Below are 20,629 nucleotides of genomic sequence, written 5' to 3'. Positions count from 1 at the left end.
CACGCTGGTGTGAAAAGTGCCAAACCAATTGGGTCCTAACAGAAGAAATCTGAGGTTAGGTTTTCAGGAACAAGGGGCAGTCGGCCCCCATCCATTGCTGTTGAACAGGACACGCCCCTTGACCGAGGATTTACTCGGCGTCACTACTGCCAAGCTCATCGGCTATCCAGGCCTCGAGCAGGGTATAGGTCACGGCCAGCGCCACCGGGCCGACAAAAATCCCGATCAGCCCGAACCCCAGCATGCCGCCGATGACCCCGGCGAAAATGAGCAGCAGCGGCAAATCGGCACCCTTTTTGATGAGGATGGGGCGCAGGAAATTATCCAGGGTGCCGACGATCAGGCTCCACACCAGAAGGAAGGTTCCCCAGCCCGTATCGCCAATCCAGTACATCCATGCGACGGCGGGAAAGAGAACGAGTCCCGGCCCCAACTGGGCGATGCAGAGCATGAGCATCACCGCCGAGAGCAGCGAGGCAAATGGCACCCCGGCGATGGCCAGGCCGATGCCGCCGAGGAGGGTCTGCACGATGGCGGTGACACCCACGCCCAAGGCCACCCCCCGGATGGCTTGCCCGGCCAGGATAATGGAATTCTCGCCGCGGTCGCCAGCCAGGCGGCGGCCAAAACGCCTGACGCTGGACGCGGCAGTTTCTCCGCTGGTATAAAGAATGGCCGACAAGAGGACGATCAGCAGAAACTCGACGAGCATGAAACCAAGCCCCCCGGCCTGCCCAAGAATCAATTTGCCGACACTGACGGTATAGGGCTGGACCCTGGCGACCAGGCCTTCCGGACCGGCATCAGAAAGTTGCTCCCAGAACACGGTGACTTTTCCGCCAACCAGCGGCAACGTTCTCACCCATTCGGGGGGGTACGGCAAGCCCGCCGTAACGAACTTTCTGACCAGATTGGTAATATCATCCGCATACTCGGAAATCGTGACGATCGCCAGCAAGAGTGGAACGACGAGCAGCAGGAGCATGGCCAGCGTCATTACGGTAACAGCCGGACCGCGCCGACCGCCAAACCGGCGCTCCAGGGACTTGAGCATCGGCCAGGTTGCCACCACCAGCATGGTGGCCCACACAGTCGCCGCCAGGAACGGGCGCAGCACCCACAGCGAAGCAACAATCAACAGCAGGATGCAGATGATCGCCAGCGTTGTGCGGGTCAGATCACGTTGAATTTCGGCCATGGCAGTTCTCGCTGAAAAAATGGAATGGCTATATTACAACAAGGTAATTCAAAGCGCCTCCCGGCCTGCCTGCAAGGCGAAGGGAGAATTTTAAAGTATTGGCACCAATTCATCTGGCCAACATCGAGCTTCCGCCGGGATGGGCAAGAGTATCCGGAGGCAGCAGAAAATTTCCGGCTCTGCAGAGCGCGAAACCTGCACCTTTGTCTATTGCGTCAGATTTATTTTGCGGAGAGGGGCTTTGCTGGCGCAAGCGGTACGAACGGCAATTTTTCCGGAGACAGCGAAAGCCTGAACGACTTCAGGCATCGCCACAACGTACCCGGATAGGGTTTTTTAGCGGTCCACTGGTGTCAAGCATCGTGCAAGCGCCGATATAATGGGGCATCTCCTTAACATTTCCTTTCCAGGTGACTCCCATGCAAAGCGCATCGAAACGCTCGAACTTCACCGGATTCTCCCACTTCGCTTTTGGTCTGCTCTTGCTGATCACGCTGATCGGCACTTCACCGCTATCGGCCGCCGAGTCACCGGCAAAGGAAGCGACCCTCGAATTCAATTTCCGGCCGATCTTCACCTTTCGCGGAACCTTCGCCGGCGCGACGCCTGAAGTCCGGGCAGAACGCGCCCACACCCGGCTTAGTCGGCTGACGCCGGAGCAGATGACGCAACCGATCGAACACATAACCGGGGTGTTCGACGGGGTCGCGGGGATCGGACTGCGCATTGGCGACATCCTGTTGTTCACTGTGCTGGCGAGCGACCTCGATCCGGAAGATAAAATCACGCTGAAGAAGGCCGCCGAAATCGCCGAAAAAAATCTGGCGGAGGCGCTGAGTGCCGAAGCGGATCAGCGTCGTCCGATGGCCTTGCTCATGGCGCTGGTTTTCGCCACAATCGCCACCCTGCTGGCCTTCAGCCTGCTCTGGCTGATCCGGCGCGCGGAGCTGTTACTGGTCGAACGTCTGCAGCGCGCCATTGACCGCGAGGATGCTTCGGCGACAATGCGCTGGGCACGCCACGCCTGGCTGCTGATTCAGCGCATTGCGCAACTGGTGATGGGCGTCCTGTGGCTGAGCGTCGGCTATCTGTGGCTGACCTATGTGCTGTCGTGCTTCCCGCTGACGCATCCGCTGAGTGAAAAACTTGGCGGCTTTCTTGTGGATCTCTTCACAAATCTTGGCGGCGGCCTGATCAATGCCGTTCCGGGAATGATCACCGTGCTCGTGGTGCTGTTTCTGACCAAGACACTCAACGATGTCCTGGCCAACTTCTTCAAAAGCGTCCTGGAAGGGCGCACGCAAGTTCCCGGACTGCACCGTGAAACGGTCAGTGCGACGCGACGCATTGTCAGCATCATGGTCTGGGGCTTCGGCCTGGCCGTGGCTTATCCGTACATTCCGCTCTCCAACAGCGAAGCTTTCAAGGGTCTCTCGGTACTGTTCGGTCTGATGCTCACGCTCGGCTCGGCCGGCATCGTTAACCAGTTGATGAGCGGCCTGGTGCTGGTTTATGCGCGTGCCTTGACGGTCGGCGATTTCGTCGACATCGGCGGCACTGTCGGGGTGGTCAGCGAGGTTGGCGTGCTTTCGACCAAGATCATCGACATGCGCAACGAGGAAGTAACGATCCCCAACGCCGTGCTGATCGGCAACTCGATCCGCAATTACTCGCGGCTGGCCGGGGAGCGCGGCACGCTGGTGTCGACCAAAGTGACCATCGGTTACGACACGCCGTGGCGACAGGTACATGCCATGCTGATTGCCGCTGCCGGGCTGACGCCGGGTCTGCGCAACAACCCGCCGCCTTTTGTCTATCAGCGCGGGCTGTCGGATTTCTATGTCGAATACGAGCTATTTGCCTACATGGACGAACCGCTCAACCGCGTGCCGACGCTCTCGGCACTTCACTGCAACATTCAGGATCAGTTCAACCAGTACGGCGTGCAGATCATGTCGCCGCATTTCATGGATCAGCCACATAACAATGTCGTGGTGCCGCCCGCGAACTGGTACGCCGCGCCTGCCAGAGCGCCGACGGATGCCGGTGAAAACGCCGATGTCGCTGGCCCGCGCAGCGGCGCCTGAGAGCCTGTGAAAAAATCAAAAATCCACCGCAAAGGCGCAAAGGGGCAAAGAAAACGCGAAGGACCCCCCTTGTTTGCAAAGGTTTTCTTTGCGAAACCTTTGCTCCTTTGCGCCTCTGCGGTGGGGGCCAGGTATTTTTTCACAGCAGCTGACTACTTCCTGGAAAACCGTCCGGCCATGCACAAGCGGCTTCAGATGTTTGCGCTGGGGATGGTGGCGACACTTTTCCTGGCGACCCCGGCGTTTGCCGCGCTGCAATTGGTAGCGCCATCGGCAGTGCATGATCTGCTGCTGTCTCACCTGCCGCTGGGCGGGCCGGAGGGTGAGCCGCAGGACGCGACGGCGCGCAGCACGCTCGAACGACGGCTGATCAAGGAGGCCGGCGGTCTGCTCGCGACCGAAGGCTATTTCTCCCCGCTGGTTGAACTGCGCGATATTGACGGCGGCCTGGTCTTGCAGGTCGAGCCGGGCCTGCGGGCTCATATTGGTAGCGTAAACATCGAGATTCGCGGCGCCCTCGCCGCCGAACGCCGCCAGAAGCTGATTGACGATTGGGGTCTGCCGTCCGCGGCACCTTTCCGGCAGGCCGCTTGGGTGAGTGCCAAGCAGGGCTTGCTGCGTGAGCTGATGGCTGTTGATCATGCCGGCGCGCGCCTGCTGTCGAGCCAGGCCGAGGTGGATGTCGAAGCGGCGCGGGTCGATCTGCACCTGGTCTATGACGCCGGCCCGCGTTACCGCTACGGTGAAATTCGCATTGTCGGCTTGCAGCGCTATCCGGCGTCGCTGGTCAAACTTTACAGCGCGCCACTGCATCCCGGTCAGGCGTTTCGGCAGGAGGATCTGCTGGCCGTGCAGACGGCGCTGCAAAATACCCCCTATTTTTCCTCGGTAAGCGTCGAACTGGAGCGCAGCGCCTTGACGACCGACGAGGATGGCGTCGCGCCCGCAACACCAATGGCAGAACCTGCCGGCGAAGAACTGCGGGTGCCGGTCATCATCAGCCTGCGCGAACGCGCTCCCTTCAGAATTTCCCTTGGTGCCGGTTACAGTTCCAACACCGGGGCGCGGGTCGAGGGTAATTTTCGCAACGCCGATCTCTTCGGTCGGGCGTGGGAACTCAATACCGGAGCGCGCATCGAGCAGTTGCGGCAGAGCGCCTACGCTGACATCTTCTTGCCGCCGGATCGTTTGCAGCGACGCGTCAGTGTCGGTGCCCTTGTTGAAAAATCAGATATACAGGGGCTGGGTATCGAACGGGTCGCTTTTGCCGCAGCGCGGGTGCAGTTCCGCGGCAGCATCGAGCAGCGCCTCGGGCTCAACTGGCAACACGAACGGCAGTCTCCCGAGGGCGCTCCATCAAGCACCAACCGGGCGCTGACGGCCACCGCTGGCTGGGTCTGGCGACATGCCGAAGATCCGCTCGATGCCAGCGAAGGCATTGTTGCCCAATTGCAACTCGGAGGCGCAACGAAAGCCGTGCTCTCCGACCAGAATTTTCTGCGCACCTATTTCCGCTACAGCCAGGGCATCCCGCTCGGCAAGTCGGACGGACTGCTGTTTCGTGGCGAACTTGGCGTGACGGCAGCCCCCTCGCGGCAGGGTATCCCGCAGGACTACCTGTTCCGGGCCGGCGGCAGCAACTCGGTGCGCGGCTATGCCTACCAGAGCCTCGGCGTACAGGAGGGTTCGGCAACGCTGGGCGGACGTTACCTGGTTACCGTCAGTGCCGAATACACGCACTGGCTGGACGCCAAGTGGGGAATCGCCGTCTTTGCCGACGCCGGCCAGGCGGCCGATGATCGTGAGGTCCTGAAGCTGGCGCCGGGTTACGGTGCCGGAGCGCGCTGGAAGAGCCCGGCCGGCCCGCTGGCAATTGATCTGGCGTGGGGACAGCTCGACAAGGAACTGCGCCTGCACTTCTCGCTGGCTGTGCCTTTTTGACCGGCTGAACATGCCCGACGACACCTCGACTCCTCCTCCCTCCCCACGCTTGCGCCGGCACTGGTTGGTGGCTGTCGGAATCGCGCTGCTTCTTTCCGGGCTGGTCTGGCTTGGCAGCAGCGAAAGCGGCTTGCGCCTCCTGTGCACGTCGCTGGTACAGATCAGCGCTGGCCGCCTGCAGATTACGGCGCCGGGCGGCCGCCTGCTCGGCGACTGGCATGCCGAAGCGGTGCGCTGGAAGGATGAGACACAGGATATCGAGTTGGAGCAGCTTGCGCTTGGCTGGTCTCCCGTCGAACTGCTGCACGGCCGACTGGCGATCAAGCGCATCGAAGCCGCCAGCCTGCGCATTTTCTCTGCCCCCGGCGCCGAGCCGGCAAAGCTGCCGGCCAGCCTGCAATTGCCGCTGGCCTTGCGTATCGAGCATTTGCTCCTGGGGCGTCTGCTGTTCGGCAGGGCTGATGAAAATCCGCTGGCGCTGGCAGAAGGGATTGATGCAGTATTTGACAGCGACGGTCGGACGCATCGCCTTGAACGCTTGCTGGCGCAACTCGGAAAACTGACGCTTTCGGCCGACGCCACGCTGTCCGGCGAACTGCCTTTTTCGATCAAAACCCAGGCCGTACTGACCGGTGCTGCACTCGGCCAGCCGTTCTCGCTGAACCTGCTGGGCAACGGCCAACTCGACAAGTTACAGGTCGACGGAAAGATAGCCACCGGAACAATCGAAGACAAAAATTCCCCCGGCTCTGGCCTCCCGACAGAAAAAACAGACAAGGCAACACCCGTGGCCGGCGCTTCGGGTGAACTGCATGCCTTGTTGACACCTTTTTCAGCCCAGCCACTCGCCTCGCTGAGTTTGCTGCTAAGCCGCCTTGACCCGTCCGTTTTCGCCGGTAGCGTGCCGCAGGCATTGCTTGACGTCGACGCGCAGTTGAGCAGCCATCCCGCAGCGCAAGCCGAACCGGGTGACACCCCACTCAGCGGTCGTTTCCTTGTCACCAACCGGAGCAGCGGTGCACTTGATCGCCAGTTGTTGCCCGTGGAGTCGCTGCAGGCGCAGATCAACTGGCAGGGCGAGCGGCTGGCCTTCGACGGACTGGTGCTGGCACTGGCCGGCGGTGGCCAGCTAAAGGGGAAAGGCAGTTTTACCAGCGGCCAACTCGAACTTGACCTGGCCGCGCAGGGCGTCAATGCTCGCGCTCTCGATGGCCGCCTGATACCCACCAGACTGGCCGGGCCGTTGCGCGCCCACTTCGGCGGCGATACCCAGACGCTCGAACTCGATCTGCGTGACGCACTTTATGCCTTGAGCGCACGCGCCAGCCTGAGTCCGGATGCCATCGAACTTGCCACCTTGAAACTGGCGACCGGTGAAGCGCGTCTCGCCGCGCAGGGGCGGCTGGCGCTGACCGGCGAAGGTCAATTCGCAGCGCACGGCAATCTGCAGAATTTCGATCCATCACGCTTCCTGCACGTAAAAAATACCCCGCGCAGCGTGATCAACGCCGGTTTCGAGTTGCACGGGGCGCTACGTCCGGCGCTTGAACTGGCCCTGCACTTCGACTTGAGCGACAGCCGCATCGGGTCGCAGAAGCTGGCCGGAAAAGGCAACATCGATCTGCTCGGCAACCATCTGCGCAAGGTTGATATCGACCTGGAGGCAGCGGGCAATCGTCTGAATGCCGTCGGTGCCTTCGGCAGGGCCGGCGATGCGCTGCGCCTGAAGGTGATGGCGCCGAAGCTGGAGGCGCTTGGCTGGCCTGGCGTTGCCGGCGATGCGTGGGCCAATATCGTCGTCGGTGGCAGCGTCGCCGACCCGGAGTTTTCCGGCGAGGCGCAAGCGGCGAGCTTGCATCTGGGTTCGCTACTCGAGGTACGGGGCTTGTCGCTCAATGCTCAACTCGGCGCCGGCGCTCAGGGCGCACTGGCCGGCCTGTTGCGCTGCACGGCCTGTGCACTGCCGGGCTACGGCATCCCGCCGCTGGCAGTGGAAGTAAAAGCCGATGGCCTGCGCAGCCGGCATCATCTTGAAGCCCGCATCGGCCTGCCTGAAAAACGCGAACTGCGTCTGGCTCTCGATGGCGGCTTGCAGACGGAATCTGCGCGCAAGCCCGGCGGGGCGCTAGCGATGTTGTGGAGCGGTTCGCTGGGCGAGTTCCGCGTGGGCAGGGCTGATCCGGCCAGTGCGCAACCCTTGCTCCAACTCACAGCGCCGGCACCGCTGCGGGTCGGAGAGACGGCAATTTCCTTCGGGCCGGCGACTATCGACGGACTGATCGGCAACTTGCGCATCGATCGCCTGGGACATGAGCAAGGGCGCTGGCAGAGCGCCGGACGCTGGCAGCAATTTCGGCCCCAAGCCATGCTGGCCGAGTTCCCTTCTCTTTATGCCCGGCTCGACGCCCTCGGCAGAGCCAACCCGCAGCCTTTGGAGCTTGCTGGCGAATGGGATATTGCCCAGGCCAGGATGATGGCCGGGCGGGCAACACTTTGGCGGGAGAGTGGCGACCTGCTGCTCGGCACACTGCCGCTGGGCCTCACTGAAGCTCGTCTGCAGGCGACCCTGGGGGAAGGGCGGCTGGCCATGAGCGGGCAGTTGCAAGGCAGTCGACTGGGCGATATCAGCGCAGAGTTCAATGCGCTCAGTGCGCGTGGTGCAGTTTCGGCCCTGATCGATGCGCAAGCCCCCTGGCAGGGCCGCCTGCAGGCTCGTGTGCCAGACCTGGCCTGGCTCGGCCCGTTGCTCGGCGAAGGCTGGCAGCTTGCCGGCCAGTTGAACGGCGAAATGCGCCTGGCCGGAAGTGCGGCCCGGCCGCAGTTCAGTGGCGAGTGGCGCGGCGAAAAGTTGGCGCTACGAGCGCTCGACCTGGGGATGCGGCTCGAACGTGGACAGGCGCTTGTTGAAATCACTCCGGAGCGCCTGCTGCTGCGCCGTCTGAGTTTCGAGAGTGATTTTCAGACCCTGCCGCGGGTGCTGGCGCTGGATGAAAACATCGACATAATCCGCCTGACCAGTACCCCCGGACGGGTCGAAGCGAGTGGCGAATTGCCGTTTGCTGCCGGCACCGCCGGAACTGGCGCCCGGCTGAAACTTGTCCTCGATCGCGTCGGCATCATGCAGCGGCCGGACCAATGGCTAGCGGTCTCCGGCGAAGGCGAGTTGCGCCTCGTCGAACGCGTCCTTAATGTTGGCGGCAAGTTGCGCGTCGACGCCGGTTACTGGTCGCTCGGGCAAGCCGGCCGACCGAGCCTGTCGGACGATGTGGTCATTCTCCAGCCGCTGCCGGAGCGTAGCGCTGGGCGAAAAGCCGCGTCGAGCGCCGCCGCGCGTGCCCTGCACCTCGACCTTGAGACGGCTTTAGGGCGCAGCTTTCACTTCCGAGGCGCCGGGGTCGAAACCCGGCTGGCCGGACAGTTGCGGATTCACTCCGACGACGCCGGACTGCCACGCGCCAGCGGGAGCATCCGGACAGTTGACGGACGATTTGACGCCTACGGGCAAAAGCTCGGCATCGAGCGCGGCATCATCAATTTCCAGGGCGCGATCGACAATCCAGGCCTCAACATACTTGCCGTGCGCAAAAACCTGGCTGTCGAAGCCGGTGTCGAGGTCACCGGCACTGCCCAGCGACCGATCATCCGCCTGGTATCCACGCCCGATGTGCCGGATACCGAAAAGCTTTCCTGGCTGGTTCTCGGCCATGCGCCTGATCAGCAGGGCAGCGGTGACAGCGGATTGCTTCTGGCGGCAGCGCAGACAATCCTGGGTGGGCAGGACGGCGGTGTACTGGGCAAGCTGCAGCAGGGCTTGGGCATCGACGAATTCGGCGTGAGCAGCGGCCAGGTTGGTGGCGCCGGTACCATGCCAACCAGTCGCGTCGCCAGTACGACCGGTTTTGGCAGCAGCCAGACGGTGAACGGTCAGATCGTCAGCGTCGGTAAACGCCTGTCGTCGAACGCCCTGCTCAGTTACGAACAGTCGCTAGACACTACGGACAGCGTAGTCAAGCTGACCGTCAAGCTGTGCCGCCAGTTTTCGGTAGTCGGCAGCGCCGGCTCGGAAAGTGCACTCGATTTTTTCTGGAACCACAGCTTCGGCCAATAAAAGCATCTTGATTTTCGGGACATTGGGTGCTCCAAATAGTGCCCTACCGAGTCGGCGCACCTGCCGTACCGAGAGGATGAGCGCAGTGTAACGTTGTCAGGAATAGCCGGAATGTAGTAGACTCCGCAGCCTTGAAGCCGCTGTAGCTCAGTTGGTAGAGCAGCGCATTCGTAATGCGAAGGTCACCAGTTCGACTCCGGTCAGCGGCACCAGTAAAGACAAGGCTTACAGCGATGTCTAGCCGTTACGTTAAGGTGTTGATAGCGCCGACTAGGCCGGCGTAACTCGTTGAAGACGTGCGGATTTTCGCGATAAGCGCTCAAGGAGATTTTTCCTTCAGCATTTTCTGCATAAATGTACGTCAGTTCAATGGGTTGCGGCTTCCATCCGCATTTCATCAACACCTTAACGTAACGGCTAGCAGCGATGTAGGCCTTTTTCTTTGGTGCTGATTTTTCGTTCAGTGCTCCCTTGGTGCTCCCCGCTCAATCAATTTCAATCAACACGCGCCAAAGAAAAAATATTCATGAACACAGGCAAGCAACAGAAACTCAATCAGGACTACGCTGATTTTCTGGTCGAACATGCAGCAGCCAAAGAGCAAGGCAAAGCTCTAGGCAACTTTCTTGAGTGGATACACGCCACCGGACGGGTTGAGATAACAATCAAGGGTCGCGGCGGGAAGTAGCAAGGAAAGCGAACAAACGTTCAACTTCCGTTCAACGTCCGTTGAATTGGCGGGCTTCATGGTGGGTGCCCGAACAAACAGCGCCTTTGGATGACACAAGCCGCATGTCACCACCGCCATCCATATAACCCGTCGCAACTCCTGTGAATGTTTCGTCGGAATTCTGCATCTGACCGCGCACAGCCAGAGACATTGAACAGCGGCGGCAAGCGCCTTGTCATGCCCTATGCGCGGTTCCATGAGTCGGTGTGATGAAATGCGGATTTAAGCGTTTCGTTTATCAGCGTTTGATAATCGGTAATTCGATGCCCGGAGAACCAATATCCATGCGGTTCTTCAGGGCTGGCATTCGTCAGGCGGCGGTGGTACTTGGTACAGTTGCCCGTTGCACCTTCGGCATGCCCGCCTTGCGAACTTGCCACAGGTCATATTCTGCTTGCTGTGCAATCCACACATCAGCCCGCCCGCCGTTCTCTACCCCGAGCCAGCCTTCAAGGCGTAGCGCCATCTCCGGCGATATGGCAGCGCGGCCATTCAGCACACGCGACAGGGCCGGGCGGGTAACGCCAAGCTGTACGGCGGCATCGGTCACAGACAGTTTCAGGGCGGGGAGTACATCCTCTTTCAAGGTCGTTCCGGGGTGGGGCGGGTTAAACATTCTGCTCATTTCAATTCCTCTCAGTGGTAGTCCTGATAATCAACCAGCACGGCATCCCCGCCATCAAAGGTGAAGGTCATGCGCCAATTGCCGTTGACCTGCACGGAGTAATTCCCGGCAAGGTCGCCAGATAGCCCGTGCAGATTCCAGCCCGGCATGTTCATGTCCTCCGGCTTTTTCGCTGCATCCAAGCGCGACAACTGGCGCTGTAGCTTTGGCGCATGGTGTGGCTGAATGCCTGCCTTGCTGCCTGACTCGAAAAAGCCTTGTAGCCCTTTGTGCTGGAAACTCATTATCATGGTCTGAGTGTATAGCGTAGCGTTACGAATATCAAGCGGCGGTCGTTTTCACCACTCGCAACCCTGCCTTCTCTGGCACAAGTTCAATCCCGGCCTGTTCGAGAATCCACGCTTCAATCTTCACGTGCCACATTCTCGGAAGGTCAAGCGGGCGGTGGCGGTAACTGCTCACCGCGCAGCCAGCTGAATCTATACGATTTTTAACCGGACAGTAGTGACCAAAACTACAAAAAACCCGGCTCGACTACGTACTTTCCGCCGATTTCTGCGGTTTCCACGGATGCACAAACACGAATTAATTTCATAGTATTCAATCCGGTTAGTCGAAAACAGGTAGCAATCGTTCTTTTCATTACCCGGTATCAGTTTGGTCAATAACCATAAATCGTTAATAGAGGGGCGTTATGAGCACAATCATGCTGGTGGATGATTCAGCCACTATCCTGTTGAGTATCTCAAGCATTCTGGGCAAAGCCGGATACACGGTGGAGAAGGCCAACAACGCTGAAGTGGCGCTGACAAAATTCAATGCCGGCATCAAGATCGACCTGCTGATCACCGACCTCAACATGCCGGGCATGAACGGCATCGAACTGATCCAGGAAGTGCGCAAGATGGCTCCCTACAAGTTCGTTCCGATTCTTTTCCTGACCACCGAGTCGCAGCAATCGAGAAAGCTGGAAGCCAAGGCCGCCGGCGCCTCGGGCTGGATCGTCAAACCGGCGACGGCCGACGAGTTGCTCAACACGATCAAACTGGTGATTCGCTGAAACCATGGACTTCTCCAAACTTCTGCAACGGACGCTGACAGTTGCTGTCGTGGTTGCTCTGGGTGCCGCCGGCACGGTGTATTTCCTGCACGGCTGGTTTCACCAAATCTTTACCCAGGGCCCTTTCGCCGATGCCATCGGAACGATTTTCATCGTGATGGCGGCTTTTGCCGGTCAGCATTTTGTATCCATCGCGTTTTACAAAGACCACATGCTGGGCATGAACCAGGTGGTAGCAAAAGACGAAGGCCGACTCGACAACATCCACAAGGTGTCCGCAGAAATATCCGGCGAGTTGAAACAGGTGCACGACTTCAACGAGGTGGTGCGCGGCCAGTTGCAGAGCGTGATCGACGAAACCGAGAAAGCCGCTTTCAGCATCGTTGAACGCCTGCAGACCATCGATGGAGTGGTCACCCGGCTGGACCACTTCGTCGCGGGAACATCGGACGAAGCCGCCCTGCTGGTTCGCGACTCCGAAGCACGCATCGCCCAGAACCAGACCATCATCAGCCAGATGGGCGGTTACGTTCAGCAACGCTTGCAGGATGCCGAAGCGGATCAGGTGCGCGTCACCCAGGTGGTTAACGAAGCGCGCTCCCTCGAATCGCTGGTGCAACTGATCAAGCATGTCGCCGGCCAGACCAACCTGCTGGCACTCAACGCCGCCATCGAGGCGGCACGGGCCGGCGATGCCGGTCGTGGTTTTGCCGTGGTCGCCGACGAGGTGCGCAAGCTTTCCGGGGAAACCGAAAGCGCCGTAGTCAAGATCAGCCAGGGCATCAGCTCTGTCGCCAACAATATCCATACCCAATTCCAGCACAAGATTTCGAGCCTGAATCTGGACAAGGAGCGACAGATGCTGGAGTTCTTTTCCAGCCAGCTCAACGAACTTGGCCAGAGTTACGAAGCGTTGATCCGGCACGAAGCCGGCGTTCTCACCGAAATAAAGGACAGCAGCACGCAGCTCGCCGCCATGTTCCTCGATGCCCAGGCCAGCGTTCAATTTCAGGACCTCACCCGGCAACAGATCGAACTGGTGATGCAGGCCCTGACAAAACTCGACGAACATGCCGGCCTGCTGGCTGCCCGACTGCGTGCGTATGAGGACGCGGATTTCACCTACAAGCCCATCGCCCAGCACCTGGAAGGTCTGTACAGCGGCTACGTGATGGAACAGCAGCGCACCACGCACGCGACTTCACTCAAGCGTGGCGTTTCAAAACCGGCGCCTGCCGCATCTCGAATTGAAATGTTTTAAGGAGAAGAATCATGACAACCGGCCAACGCCTTGCGATCACTGAAGATATGAACATTTACAATGCGCTTGAGCTCAAGCAAACGCTGCTCGACGCCCTTGCCGGAACCGACGAACTGGAACTGAACTTGTCGCAGGTCAGTGAAATGGACAGCGCCGGGCTGCAACTGCTCATCCTGCTGAAAAAGGAAGCGCAACGGGCCGGCAAGACCGTGCGCATCGTCTCACACAGCCAGGCGGTGAGTTCGGTCATTGATTTTTGCAACATGGCGGCCGAGTTTGGTGATCCGCTGATCATTCCAGCCCGCCAGGCCGCCTGAGAGTCCATGAAAAATTCATATCAGCCTGATCTCCTCGCTCGTCACCCCGGCGAAGGCCGGGGTCCAGTTCGTCTATCTGATTGTTTTCATGAATATCAGAGGTACGCACTGGCTCTGCACCCCAAGGGTATTTCCTGCGGGGCACATTTCCTTCGGTCAGATTCCGGCCTTCGCCGGAATGAGCGCGAAGCCTGGCCTCGGGCCACGGTCTTGGATGCTTGTTCCAATTAATTCACAGCCTCTGAGAAAACCTCACAATCCTCAAGATACCGAGAATACGGAGAAACAAATCATGGACGAAATTACAGGCGTATTCATTCAGGAAAGCCGCGAACAACTGGCTGAAATGGAAGCCGGCTTGCTGCGCCTTGAGCAGAACCCGGATGACCAGGACAACATCAACGCCATCTTCCGGGCAGCGCATACGATCAAGGGCGGATCGGGCGTCATCGAATGCCACTTCATCGAAGCCTTCACCCACCTGGTCGAAAACCTGCTCGACTCGCTGCGCAACGGCGATATCGCGGCCACCCCGCTGCTGGCCACGCTGCTGCTCGAATGCTGCGACCAGATGAGCAGCCTGATCGACGTGCTGGCGGCAGGAACCCCCGCTCCGGATGCCGGGCTTCTGGCTCGCGGCGATGCACTCACCGAACGTCTGAAGCAGTTCATCGCCGCCCAAACCAAACAACCCGAAGCCAGCAGCGCCGCCCTTACCGTTCATGACTCCAGCGTCGAAGCCTCCGGCGGCGGCGTGGTCATCACCGACAGTTGGCACATCTCGGTGCGCTTTGGCAGAAACGTGCTGCGCGGCGGCATGGACCCGCTATCCTTCATCCGCTACCTGGCCTCGCTCGGCGAAATCCTCGGTATCGAAACGGTCACCGACGCCATGCCGGCGGCCGCCGAAATGGACCCGGAATCCTGCTACATGGGTTTTGAAATCCGCCTGCAGACGCGATCATCGAAAGCCGACATCGAGCGCGTCTTCAATTTCGTGCGCGACGAATGCGACCTGCGCATCCTGCCGCCGCACAGCAATCTCGCCGACTACATCAAGCACATCCAGGAACTGCCGGAAGACACCATGCGCCTGGGCGAAATCCTGGTGCGCTGCGGCGCGCTGACCCAGGCCGAGATCGACGACGGCCTGCACCTGCAGAAAGATCTGACGCCGGAAGCCGGGCTGGAGGGCGAAGGCACGGACCAAACACCGCCAACACCGCCGCCGCCGCAACTCGGCGAAATCCTGGTCGAGCACAAGGTCGTGCACAAGGAAATCATCGACGCCGCCATTGTCAAGCAAGCCCAGGTCAGCGACAACAAATCAAAGGAAGCCCGGCTGGTGCGCGTCCAGGCCGACAAGCTCGATCAACTGATCGACCTCGTGGGCGAACTGGTCATCGCCGGCGCTTCCGCCAACCTGCTGGCGCAAAAGAGCCGCAATGGCGATCTGGTCGAAGCCACCTCGGTTCTTTCCCGGCTGGTCGAAGACATCCGCGACTCGGCGCTGCAACTGCGCATGGTGCAGATCGGCGACACCTTCACCCGCTTCAACCGCCTGGTGCGCGACGTTTCCAAGGAACTCGGCAAGGACATCGAACTGTCGATCAGCGGTGCCGAAACCGAACTCGACAAGACTGTCGTCGAAAAGATCGGCGATCCGCTGATGCACCTGGTGCGCAACTCGCTGGACCACGGCATCGAACCGGCCGCCCTGCGCCTGCAGCGCGGCAAGCCGGCCACCGGGCACGTATCGCTCAACGCCTTCCACGACTCGGGCAGCATCGTCATCCAGATTTCCGACGATGGCGGCGGCCTGAACAAGGACAAAATCCACGCCAAGGCCGTTGAACGCGGGCTGATCCAGCCAACGCAAACGCTGACCGATGCCGAGATCGCCAACCTGATCTTCGAACCCGGCTTCTCGACCGTCGACCAGGTGTCCAACCTTTCGGGCCGCGGTGTCGGCATGGACGTCGTGCGGCGCAACATCCAGGCCTTGCGCGGTGCCGTCGATGTCGACTCGGTCGAGGGCGAAGGCGCCACCTTCACCATCCGCCTGCCGCTCACGCTGGCCATCATCGACGGTTTCCTGGTCGGGGTGGACAAGGCGTCCTACGTCATTCCGCTCGACACCGTCGTCGAATGCATCGAACTCAAGAACCTGCCGACCGACCGCAATTTCCTCAACCTGCGCGGCGAGGCGCTGCCCTTCGTCCGCCTGCGCGAGTTGTTCGAAGTCGAAGGCGAGCCGCCACCGCGCGAGAACATCGTCGTCGTCCAGTTTGCCGGGAAACGGGCCGGCATCGTGGTCGACCAGTTGATGGGCGAGTTCCAGACGGTGATCAAGCCGCTCGGCGCCATGTTCCGCCACCTGCGCGGCATCGGCGGTTCAACCATCCTCGGCAGCGGCGAAGTGGCGTTGATTCTCGACGTCGCCGCGCTGGTGCACGCCGTCAGTCAGGGCGAAGAACACCGTTTGCTGGCACCACCCGCACGACACAAATTATCCGCAGTTCAAAACGTTCGTCAGTAGCACTTTTATAATTACCAAGGAGTCGGGTCATGTTCAAAAATCTCAAAATAGGCGTTCGTCTGGGGATAGGCTTTGCCGTGACCCTGGTTTTTCTGATCGCCATTTCAACCGTCAGTTACCTGCGCATCGGGGCGCTCGCTGACGACATTGACCTGATGGTCAATGACCGCTTCCCGAAGACGGTGCAGGCCAACAACGTCATCGATGCCATCAACACTATCGCCCGTCAACTGCGCAATGCCTACATCTACTCGGGAATCGAACAGCAGAAGTCGCTCGATTCAATCCCCGAACAAAGGAAAATCATTACCGAGAATCTCGACAAGCTGGAGAAATCGGTGACCAGCCAGGAAGGCAAGGATCTGCTCAAGAAGATCGCTACCGCCCGTGCCGGGTATGTCATTGCGCAGGACAAGTTCATTGAACTGCTCAAGGCCGACAAAAAGGCCGACATCGTGCTGCTGATGCAGGGTGATTTGCGCAAGAGTCAGACCGAATACGTCGCGGACGTCAATGCGCTGGTCGACATGCAGACGGCCTTGATGGAAAAGGCCGGCAAGGTGGCCGACGAAGCGGCTAGTTCAGGCGAACGCCTGATCATGATTCTCGGCTCCCTTGCCGTACTGCTGACCGTGATTTTCGCCTGGATCATCATGCGCGGCATCACCGGCCCGGTCAATACCGTCGTCGGCGTCGCCAACAAGATGGCTGCCGGCGACTTCAACTTCAAGGTCGACGTCGACAGCAAGGACGAAATCGGCCTGCTGGCCAAAGCTGTCGAAGGCGTGCAGTCCTCGGTACAACGGCTGATTACCGATGCCGACATGCTGGCCAAGGCCGCCGTCGCCGGCAAACTCGAAACCCGCGCCGATGCCGCCAAGCATCAAGGCGACTTCCAGAAAGTCGTCACCGGCGTGAACAACACCCTTGACGCCGTGATCAACCCGCTCAATGTTGCCGCCAACTACGTCGACCGCATCTCCAAGGGCGACATTCCCGCCAAGATCACCGACCCCTACAACGGTGATTTCAACATCCTCAAGAACAACCTCAACACCTGTATCGACGCCGTCAATGGCCTGGTCGCCGATGCTGGTGCGCTGTCCGCCGCCGCCGTCGCCGGCAAGCTCGAAACCCGTGCCGACGCCGCCAAGCATCAGGGCGACTTCCAGAAGATCGTGATCGGCGTGAACACCACGCTCGACAACGTCGTCGGGCCGATCAACGAGGTGCGCCGCATCATGGACGCGATGTCCGGCGGCGATCTGTCGCAGACCATCACCACCCACTACCAGGGCGACTTCAACGACCTGAAGAGTGCGATCAACGACACCGTCGGCAAGCTGGTCGAGATCATCGGTGAAGTACGCACCGCCGCCGACAACCTGACCAATGCCGCCGGGCAGGTTTCGGCGACCGCCCAGTCGCTCTCGCAGTCTTCCAGCGAACAGGCGGCGAGTGTCGAAGAGACCACGTCGTCAATGGAAGAGATGACGGCGTCGATCGCGCAGAATACCGAGAACGCCAAGGTCACCGACAACATGGCCTCGAAGTCGGCCAAGGAAGCGGCCGAAGGCGGCGATGCGGTGAACAAGACGGTCGATGACATGAAGAGCATTGCCAGCAAGATCGGCATCATCGACGACATCGCGTATCAGACCAATCTGCTGGCGCTCAACGCGGCGATTGAAGCCGCACGCGCCGGCGACCACGGCAAGGGCTTTGCCGTGGTGGCGGCGGAAGTCAGGAAGCTGGCCGAACGCTCGCAGATCGCCGCGCAGGAAATCGGCAACCTGGCCAGTTCATCGGTCAAGCAGGCCGAACGTGCCGGTGCGCTACTCACCGAGATGGTGCCTTCGATCCGCAAGACCTCCGATCTGGTGCAGGAGATCGCCTCGGCGTCGAACGAGCAGTCAAGCGGCGTGGCGCAGATCAACGGGGCGATGAGCCAGCTTAACCAGGCGACGCAGCAGAACGCGTCGGCGTCGGAAGAACTGGCCGCCACCGCCGAAGAACTCGGCGCGCAAGCCGAGCAGTTGCAGCAGACGATGACCTTCTTCCATCTCGATGACGGTCAGCGCAAGTCGGTGCGCAATGCACCAGCCGCCCGTGCCGCCGCGGTCAAGACGAAGAAGCCGCAGGTCAGTGCCAGAGCGGCGGTACAGGTCAACGAAGGTGACTTTGAGCGCTATTAAATGTTTCCTGAACCCACTTTGTATCATCGTCATTCCGGCGAAGGCGACCAAAGGAAGTGTGCCCCGCAGGAAATTCCCTTGGGGTGCAGAGCCCGGAATGGCGGGTTTTTTCAAAACAGTTTTGATGCCTTAGTCCTTAAAACTTCGGTTGGATGTGCTGCCAATGTCGCAGGCCCTCATCCCCAGCCCTTCTCCCGCGGGGAGAAGGGTGCAAACTCCCTCTCCCCGCGGGAGAGGGTTGGGGTGAGGGCTAAACACGCGTCAAACCTGGCTTTGCGGTCAATTAGTCGCAGTCAACTGCGGTTTTCAGGATTAATCAAGGAGCCATCATGAGTCAACTTGTGCAAGCAAAGGCCGGCGCCCTCGCCGTCAAGAAGGACGAGGCGCCGACGCAGTACCTGACTTTCGCGCTCGGCGGCGAGATGTTCGCCGTCGGCATTCTCAACGTCAAGGAGATCATCGAGTACGGCAATCTGACCGAAATCCCGATGATGCCGGCCTTCATCCGCGGGGTGATCAACCTGCGCGGGGCGGTGGTGCCGGTGATCGATCTGGCCGCCCGCTTCGGTGGCAAGTCCACCGAGTTGGGAAAGCGTACCTGCATCGTCATCGTCGAGGTGCCGGACGGCGATACCCGCCACGATATCGGCATCATGGTCGACGCGGTGTCGGAGGTGCTGGAGATACCCTCCAGCGAGATCGAACCGCCGCCGTCCTTCGGCGCAAAAATCCGCGCCGACTTCATCTTCGGCATGGGCAAGGTCGCCGGGAAATTCGTCATCATCCTGGAGATCAACAAGGTGCTGTCGGTCGAGGAGATTGCGCAATTGACGGGAACAGACGGTAGCGCGGCCGAAGCACTGGCGGCGGCAACCGCCGCCTAGCAACCGGACGGCAAGCCGCATGAACAGGTCATCTTGTGACTCATACCCTGAAGAAGCGCATGTTTGAACGATCTACAGGCATATGAGTCCAGGATGACCGCCCGCTAATGGTTACAGACCAATCATTCTGTATTTGTTCAAACTCGGCAGGGCTTTGCCCTTCACGGTCCGCTGAACGTCCCAAGCGGAATTGTTGGAGAAGCGCATGGAGACAACATCGGCAAACACACCTGGCGAAGCCCCCCTTCCGGCGCCTGCCGAGGAAGCTGGCGCGCTGCTTTCATCGACCCGATTGACCCCAGCGCTGGCCACCAACAGCACTGCGTCACAACTCCGTCGGCGCAGCACCGACAACGAAATCATCCTGATCGTCGACGACTCGCCCGAGAACCTGAGCGTTCTCGGTGATGTGCTGCAAGGTGCCGGTTATCGGGTCAAGGTGGCCAACGCCGGTCGCACTGCCCTGCACCTTGCCGCTCAGTTGCCGAGGCCGTCGCTGATCCTGCTCGACATCATGATGCCGGGGATGGATGGGCACGAGGTATTCCGGCAACTGCGCGGCGACATCGTTACCCGGGACATTCCGGTCATTTTCCTGACGGCGATTGATGCCGACGAGGTTGAGGAGCAGGCATTCAGCGCTGGCATCGCCGACTACATCATCAAGCCGATCAAGCCGGTCGTCGTTCTCGCCCGCGTGCGCAGCCAGTTGCTCGTAAGGCAGGCACGCCACTGGCTGCAGGATCAGAACCATGCGCTGGAAGCCGAGATAACGCGCCGCATGCGGGAGAACGAGCTGATTCAGGCGGTCAGCATCCGCGCCCTGGCGCACCTCGCCGAAACCCGCGACAACGAGACCGGCAACCACATCCAGCGTACCCAGGCCTATGTGCGCCTGCTGGCAACGCGTCTGGCCAAACACCCGCGCTTTGCCTCGATACTCGACAACAAATACATCGAGATGCTGGCCCGCTCGGCTCCCCTGCACGATATCGGCAAGGTCGGCATTCCTGACTACATCCTGCTCAAGCCGGGCAAGCTCACGCCGGGCGAATGGGAGATCATGAAAACCCACACCCTGCTGGGCAGCGAGGCGATCACCCTGGCCGAGCGTGATATCGATACCTCGGTCGACTTTCTGGCGCAAGCCAAGGAGATCGTGCGCTGGCATCACGAGCGCTGGGACGGCACAGGCTACCCGGACGGTCTCGCCGGCGATGCGATTCCGCTCCCTGCCCGTATAATGGCCCTGGCCGACGTCTTTGATGCGCTCATCTCGAGACGGGTCTATAAGCAAGCCATCCCGTTTGCCGAGGTTAGAATTATCATCAGCGAAGAACGTGGCCGCCAGTTCGACCCGGACATCACCGATGCCTTCCTTGACGGATGCGAGGAATTTGAAGCGATTGCCCTGCAGTACGGAATTGAAAGTTGAGCCTGAAACGCACGATGAACCTTAGATAAACACGGAGTGTCAACAATCCTGGAAAAAGCAGTTGACCACAGCGAACACGGCGAAAACAACGGATAAACAATGACTTGAAATTTTTCATGATTCACCCTTTGGGTGAGCCATGAAATCCTGAAATACTGAGCACCCCAAGAGTATTTGCTTCGCAGCAGCTTTTCGCTGTGCCCGCCGTGTCGCCGTGGTTTGAACTGCGATTGTTAGGTTCATCGCCCC

At 60.1% G+C, this 20,629-nt stretch carries 14 protein-coding genes and 1 tRNA gene; 12 read left to right on the top strand and 3 right to left on the bottom strand.

From position 1 onward, the window contains the following. Positions 1 to 130: 130 nt before the first annotated feature. On the bottom strand, positions 131 to 1,198 hold the full coding sequence (ydiK, locus tag ACOYNV_RS06380) for an AI-2E family transporter YdiK (protein ID WP_422898918.1): 1,068 nt from the start codon (positions 1,196 to 1,198) through the stop codon (positions 131 to 133). 419 nt (positions 1,199 to 1,617) lie between these two features. Between ydiK and ACOYNV_RS06375 the strand changes: the two genes are divergently transcribed. The 5 genes from ACOYNV_RS06375 to ACOYNV_RS06355 all read left to right on the top strand — a co-directional run bounded on the left by ACOYNV_RS06375 (position 1,618) and on the right by ACOYNV_RS06355 (position 10,022). Beyond that, positions 1,618 to 3,285, top strand: a complete 1,668-nt coding sequence (locus ACOYNV_RS06375) for a mechanosensitive ion channel domain-containing protein (protein ID WP_422898917.1) — start codon at positions 1,618 to 1,620, stop codon at positions 3,283 to 3,285. 177 nt (positions 3,286 to 3,462) lie between these two features. Further along, positions 3,463 to 5,226, top strand: coding sequence for an autotransporter assembly complex protein TamA (locus ACOYNV_RS06370; protein ID WP_422898916.1), 1,764 nt, complete (start codon positions 3,463 to 3,465; stop codon positions 5,224 to 5,226). Positions 5,227 to 5,236: 10 nt separating this feature from the next. Further along, positions 5,237 to 9,334 carry a translocation/assembly module TamB domain-containing protein gene (locus ACOYNV_RS06365; protein WP_422898915.1) on the top strand — a complete coding sequence of 1,366 codons (4,098 nt, stop codon included), beginning with the start codon at positions 5,237 to 5,239 and terminating at the stop codon, positions 9,332 to 9,334. A gap of 136 nt (positions 9,335 to 9,470) precedes the next feature. Further along, positions 9,471 to 9,546 (top strand) — tRNA-Thr (locus ACOYNV_RS06360). 314 nt (positions 9,547 to 9,860) lie between these two features. After that, positions 9,861 to 10,022 (top strand): hypothetical protein, encoded by a 162-nt coding sequence (locus tag ACOYNV_RS06355; RefSeq protein ID WP_422898914.1) that lies wholly within the window; start codon positions 9,861 to 9,863, stop codon positions 10,020 to 10,022. A 352-nt stretch (positions 10,023 to 10,374) separates the two neighbouring features. On the opposite strand, the gene ACOYNV_RS06350 is transcribed toward ACOYNV_RS06355, so the two are convergent. Together ACOYNV_RS06350 and ACOYNV_RS06345 are read right to left on the bottom strand one after the other, a co-directional pair. Further along, positions 10,375 to 10,689 carry a HigA family addiction module antitoxin gene (locus ACOYNV_RS06350; protein WP_422898913.1) on the bottom strand — a complete coding sequence of 105 codons (315 nt, stop codon included), beginning with the start codon at positions 10,687 to 10,689 and terminating at the stop codon, positions 10,375 to 10,377. 11 nt (positions 10,690 to 10,700) lie between these two features. Then, complete coding sequence (locus tag ACOYNV_RS06345) at positions 10,701 to 10,973, bottom strand: type II toxin-antitoxin system RelE/ParE family toxin (RefSeq protein WP_422898912.1); 273 nt, start codon at positions 10,971 to 10,973, stop codon at positions 10,701 to 10,703. A gap of 410 nt (positions 10,974 to 11,383) precedes the next feature. On the opposite strand from ACOYNV_RS06345, the gene ACOYNV_RS06340 reads away from it, so the two are divergent. The 7 genes from ACOYNV_RS06340 (at position 11,384) to ACOYNV_RS06310 (ending at position 20,380) form a co-directional block, all read left to right on the top strand. After that, positions 11,384 to 11,749: a response regulator gene (locus tag ACOYNV_RS06340; RefSeq protein WP_422898911.1), complete on the top strand. Its 366-nt coding sequence runs from the start codon at positions 11,384 to 11,386 to the stop codon at positions 11,747 to 11,749. A gap of 4 nt (positions 11,750 to 11,753) precedes the next feature. Then, a complete protein-coding gene (locus tag ACOYNV_RS06335) occupies positions 11,754 to 13,010 on the top strand; it encodes a methyl-accepting chemotaxis protein (protein WP_422898910.1) in 1,257 nt (418 codons plus the stop codon). 11 nt (positions 13,011 to 13,021) lie between these two features. Further along, the gene (locus ACOYNV_RS06330; protein ID WP_422898909.1) at positions 13,022 to 13,327 is read left to right on the top strand and encodes an STAS domain-containing protein; all 306 of its coding nucleotides are present in this window, start codon (positions 13,022 to 13,024) and stop codon (positions 13,325 to 13,327) included. A 292-nt stretch (positions 13,328 to 13,619) separates the two neighbouring features. Then, the gene (locus ACOYNV_RS06325) at positions 13,620 to 15,866 is read left to right on the top strand and encodes a chemotaxis protein CheA (RefSeq protein ID WP_422898908.1); all 2,247 of its coding nucleotides are present in this window, start codon (positions 13,620 to 13,622) and stop codon (positions 15,864 to 15,866) included. Between the two features lie 29 nt (positions 15,867 to 15,895). Next, complete coding sequence (locus tag ACOYNV_RS06320; protein ID WP_422898907.1) at positions 15,896 to 18,061, top strand: methyl-accepting chemotaxis protein; 2,166 nt, start codon at positions 15,896 to 15,898, stop codon at positions 18,059 to 18,061. 329 nt (positions 18,062 to 18,390) lie between these two features. Next, on the top strand, positions 18,391 to 18,945 hold the full coding sequence (locus ACOYNV_RS06315) for a chemotaxis protein CheW (RefSeq protein WP_422898906.1): 555 nt from the start codon (positions 18,391 to 18,393) through the stop codon (positions 18,943 to 18,945). 205 nt (positions 18,946 to 19,150) lie between these two features. Continuing rightward, positions 19,151 to 20,380, top strand: a complete 1,230-nt coding sequence (locus tag ACOYNV_RS06310) for an HD domain-containing phosphohydrolase (protein ID WP_422898905.1) — start codon at positions 19,151 to 19,153, stop codon at positions 20,378 to 20,380. Positions 20,381 to 20,629 lie beyond the last annotated feature (249 nt).

It is taken from the genome of Propionivibrio sp., assembly GCF_049316945.1.
GTDB lineage: Bacteria > Pseudomonadota > Gammaproteobacteria > Burkholderiales > Rhodocyclaceae > Propionivibrio.
This window is presented reverse-complemented; position numbering and strand designations above follow the sequence as displayed.

Coding starts and splice junctions, on each gene's coding strand:
- ydiK (WP_422898918.1), bottom strand. CDS start 1,198: ATGGCCGAAATTCAACGTGATCTGACCCGCACAACGCTGGCGATCATC.
- ACOYNV_RS06375 (WP_422898917.1), top strand. CDS start 1,618: ATGCAAAGCGCATCGAAACGCTCGAACTTCACCGGATTCTCCCACTTC.
- ACOYNV_RS06370 (WP_422898916.1), top strand. CDS start 3,463: ATGCACAAGCGGCTTCAGATGTTTGCGCTGGGGATGGTGGCGACACTT.
- ACOYNV_RS06365 (WP_422898915.1), top strand. CDS start 5,237: ATGCCCGACGACACCTCGACTCCTCCTCCCTCCCCACGCTTGCGCCGG.
- ACOYNV_RS06355 (WP_422898914.1), top strand. CDS start 9,861: ATGAACACAGGCAAGCAACAGAAACTCAATCAGGACTACGCTGATTTT.
- ACOYNV_RS06350 (WP_422898913.1), bottom strand. CDS start 10,689: ATGAGCAGAATGTTTAACCCGCCCCACCCCGGAACGACCTTGAAAGAG.
- ACOYNV_RS06345 (WP_422898912.1), bottom strand. CDS start 10,973: ATGAGTTTCCAGCACAAAGGGCTACAAGGCTTTTTCGAGTCAGGCAGC.
- ACOYNV_RS06340 (WP_422898911.1), top strand. CDS start 11,384: ATGAGCACAATCATGCTGGTGGATGATTCAGCCACTATCCTGTTGAGT.
- ACOYNV_RS06335 (WP_422898910.1), top strand. CDS start 11,754: ATGGACTTCTCCAAACTTCTGCAACGGACGCTGACAGTTGCTGTCGTG.
- ACOYNV_RS06330 (WP_422898909.1), top strand. CDS start 13,022: ATGACAACCGGCCAACGCCTTGCGATCACTGAAGATATGAACATTTAC.
- ACOYNV_RS06325 (WP_422898908.1), top strand. CDS start 13,620: ATGGACGAAATTACAGGCGTATTCATTCAGGAAAGCCGCGAACAACTG.
- ACOYNV_RS06320 (WP_422898907.1), top strand. CDS start 15,896: ATGTTCAAAAATCTCAAAATAGGCGTTCGTCTGGGGATAGGCTTTGCC.
- ACOYNV_RS06315 (WP_422898906.1), top strand. CDS start 18,391: ATGAGTCAACTTGTGCAAGCAAAGGCCGGCGCCCTCGCCGTCAAGAAG.
- ACOYNV_RS06310 (WP_422898905.1), top strand. CDS start 19,151: ATGGAGACAACATCGGCAAACACACCTGGCGAAGCCCCCCTTCCGGCG.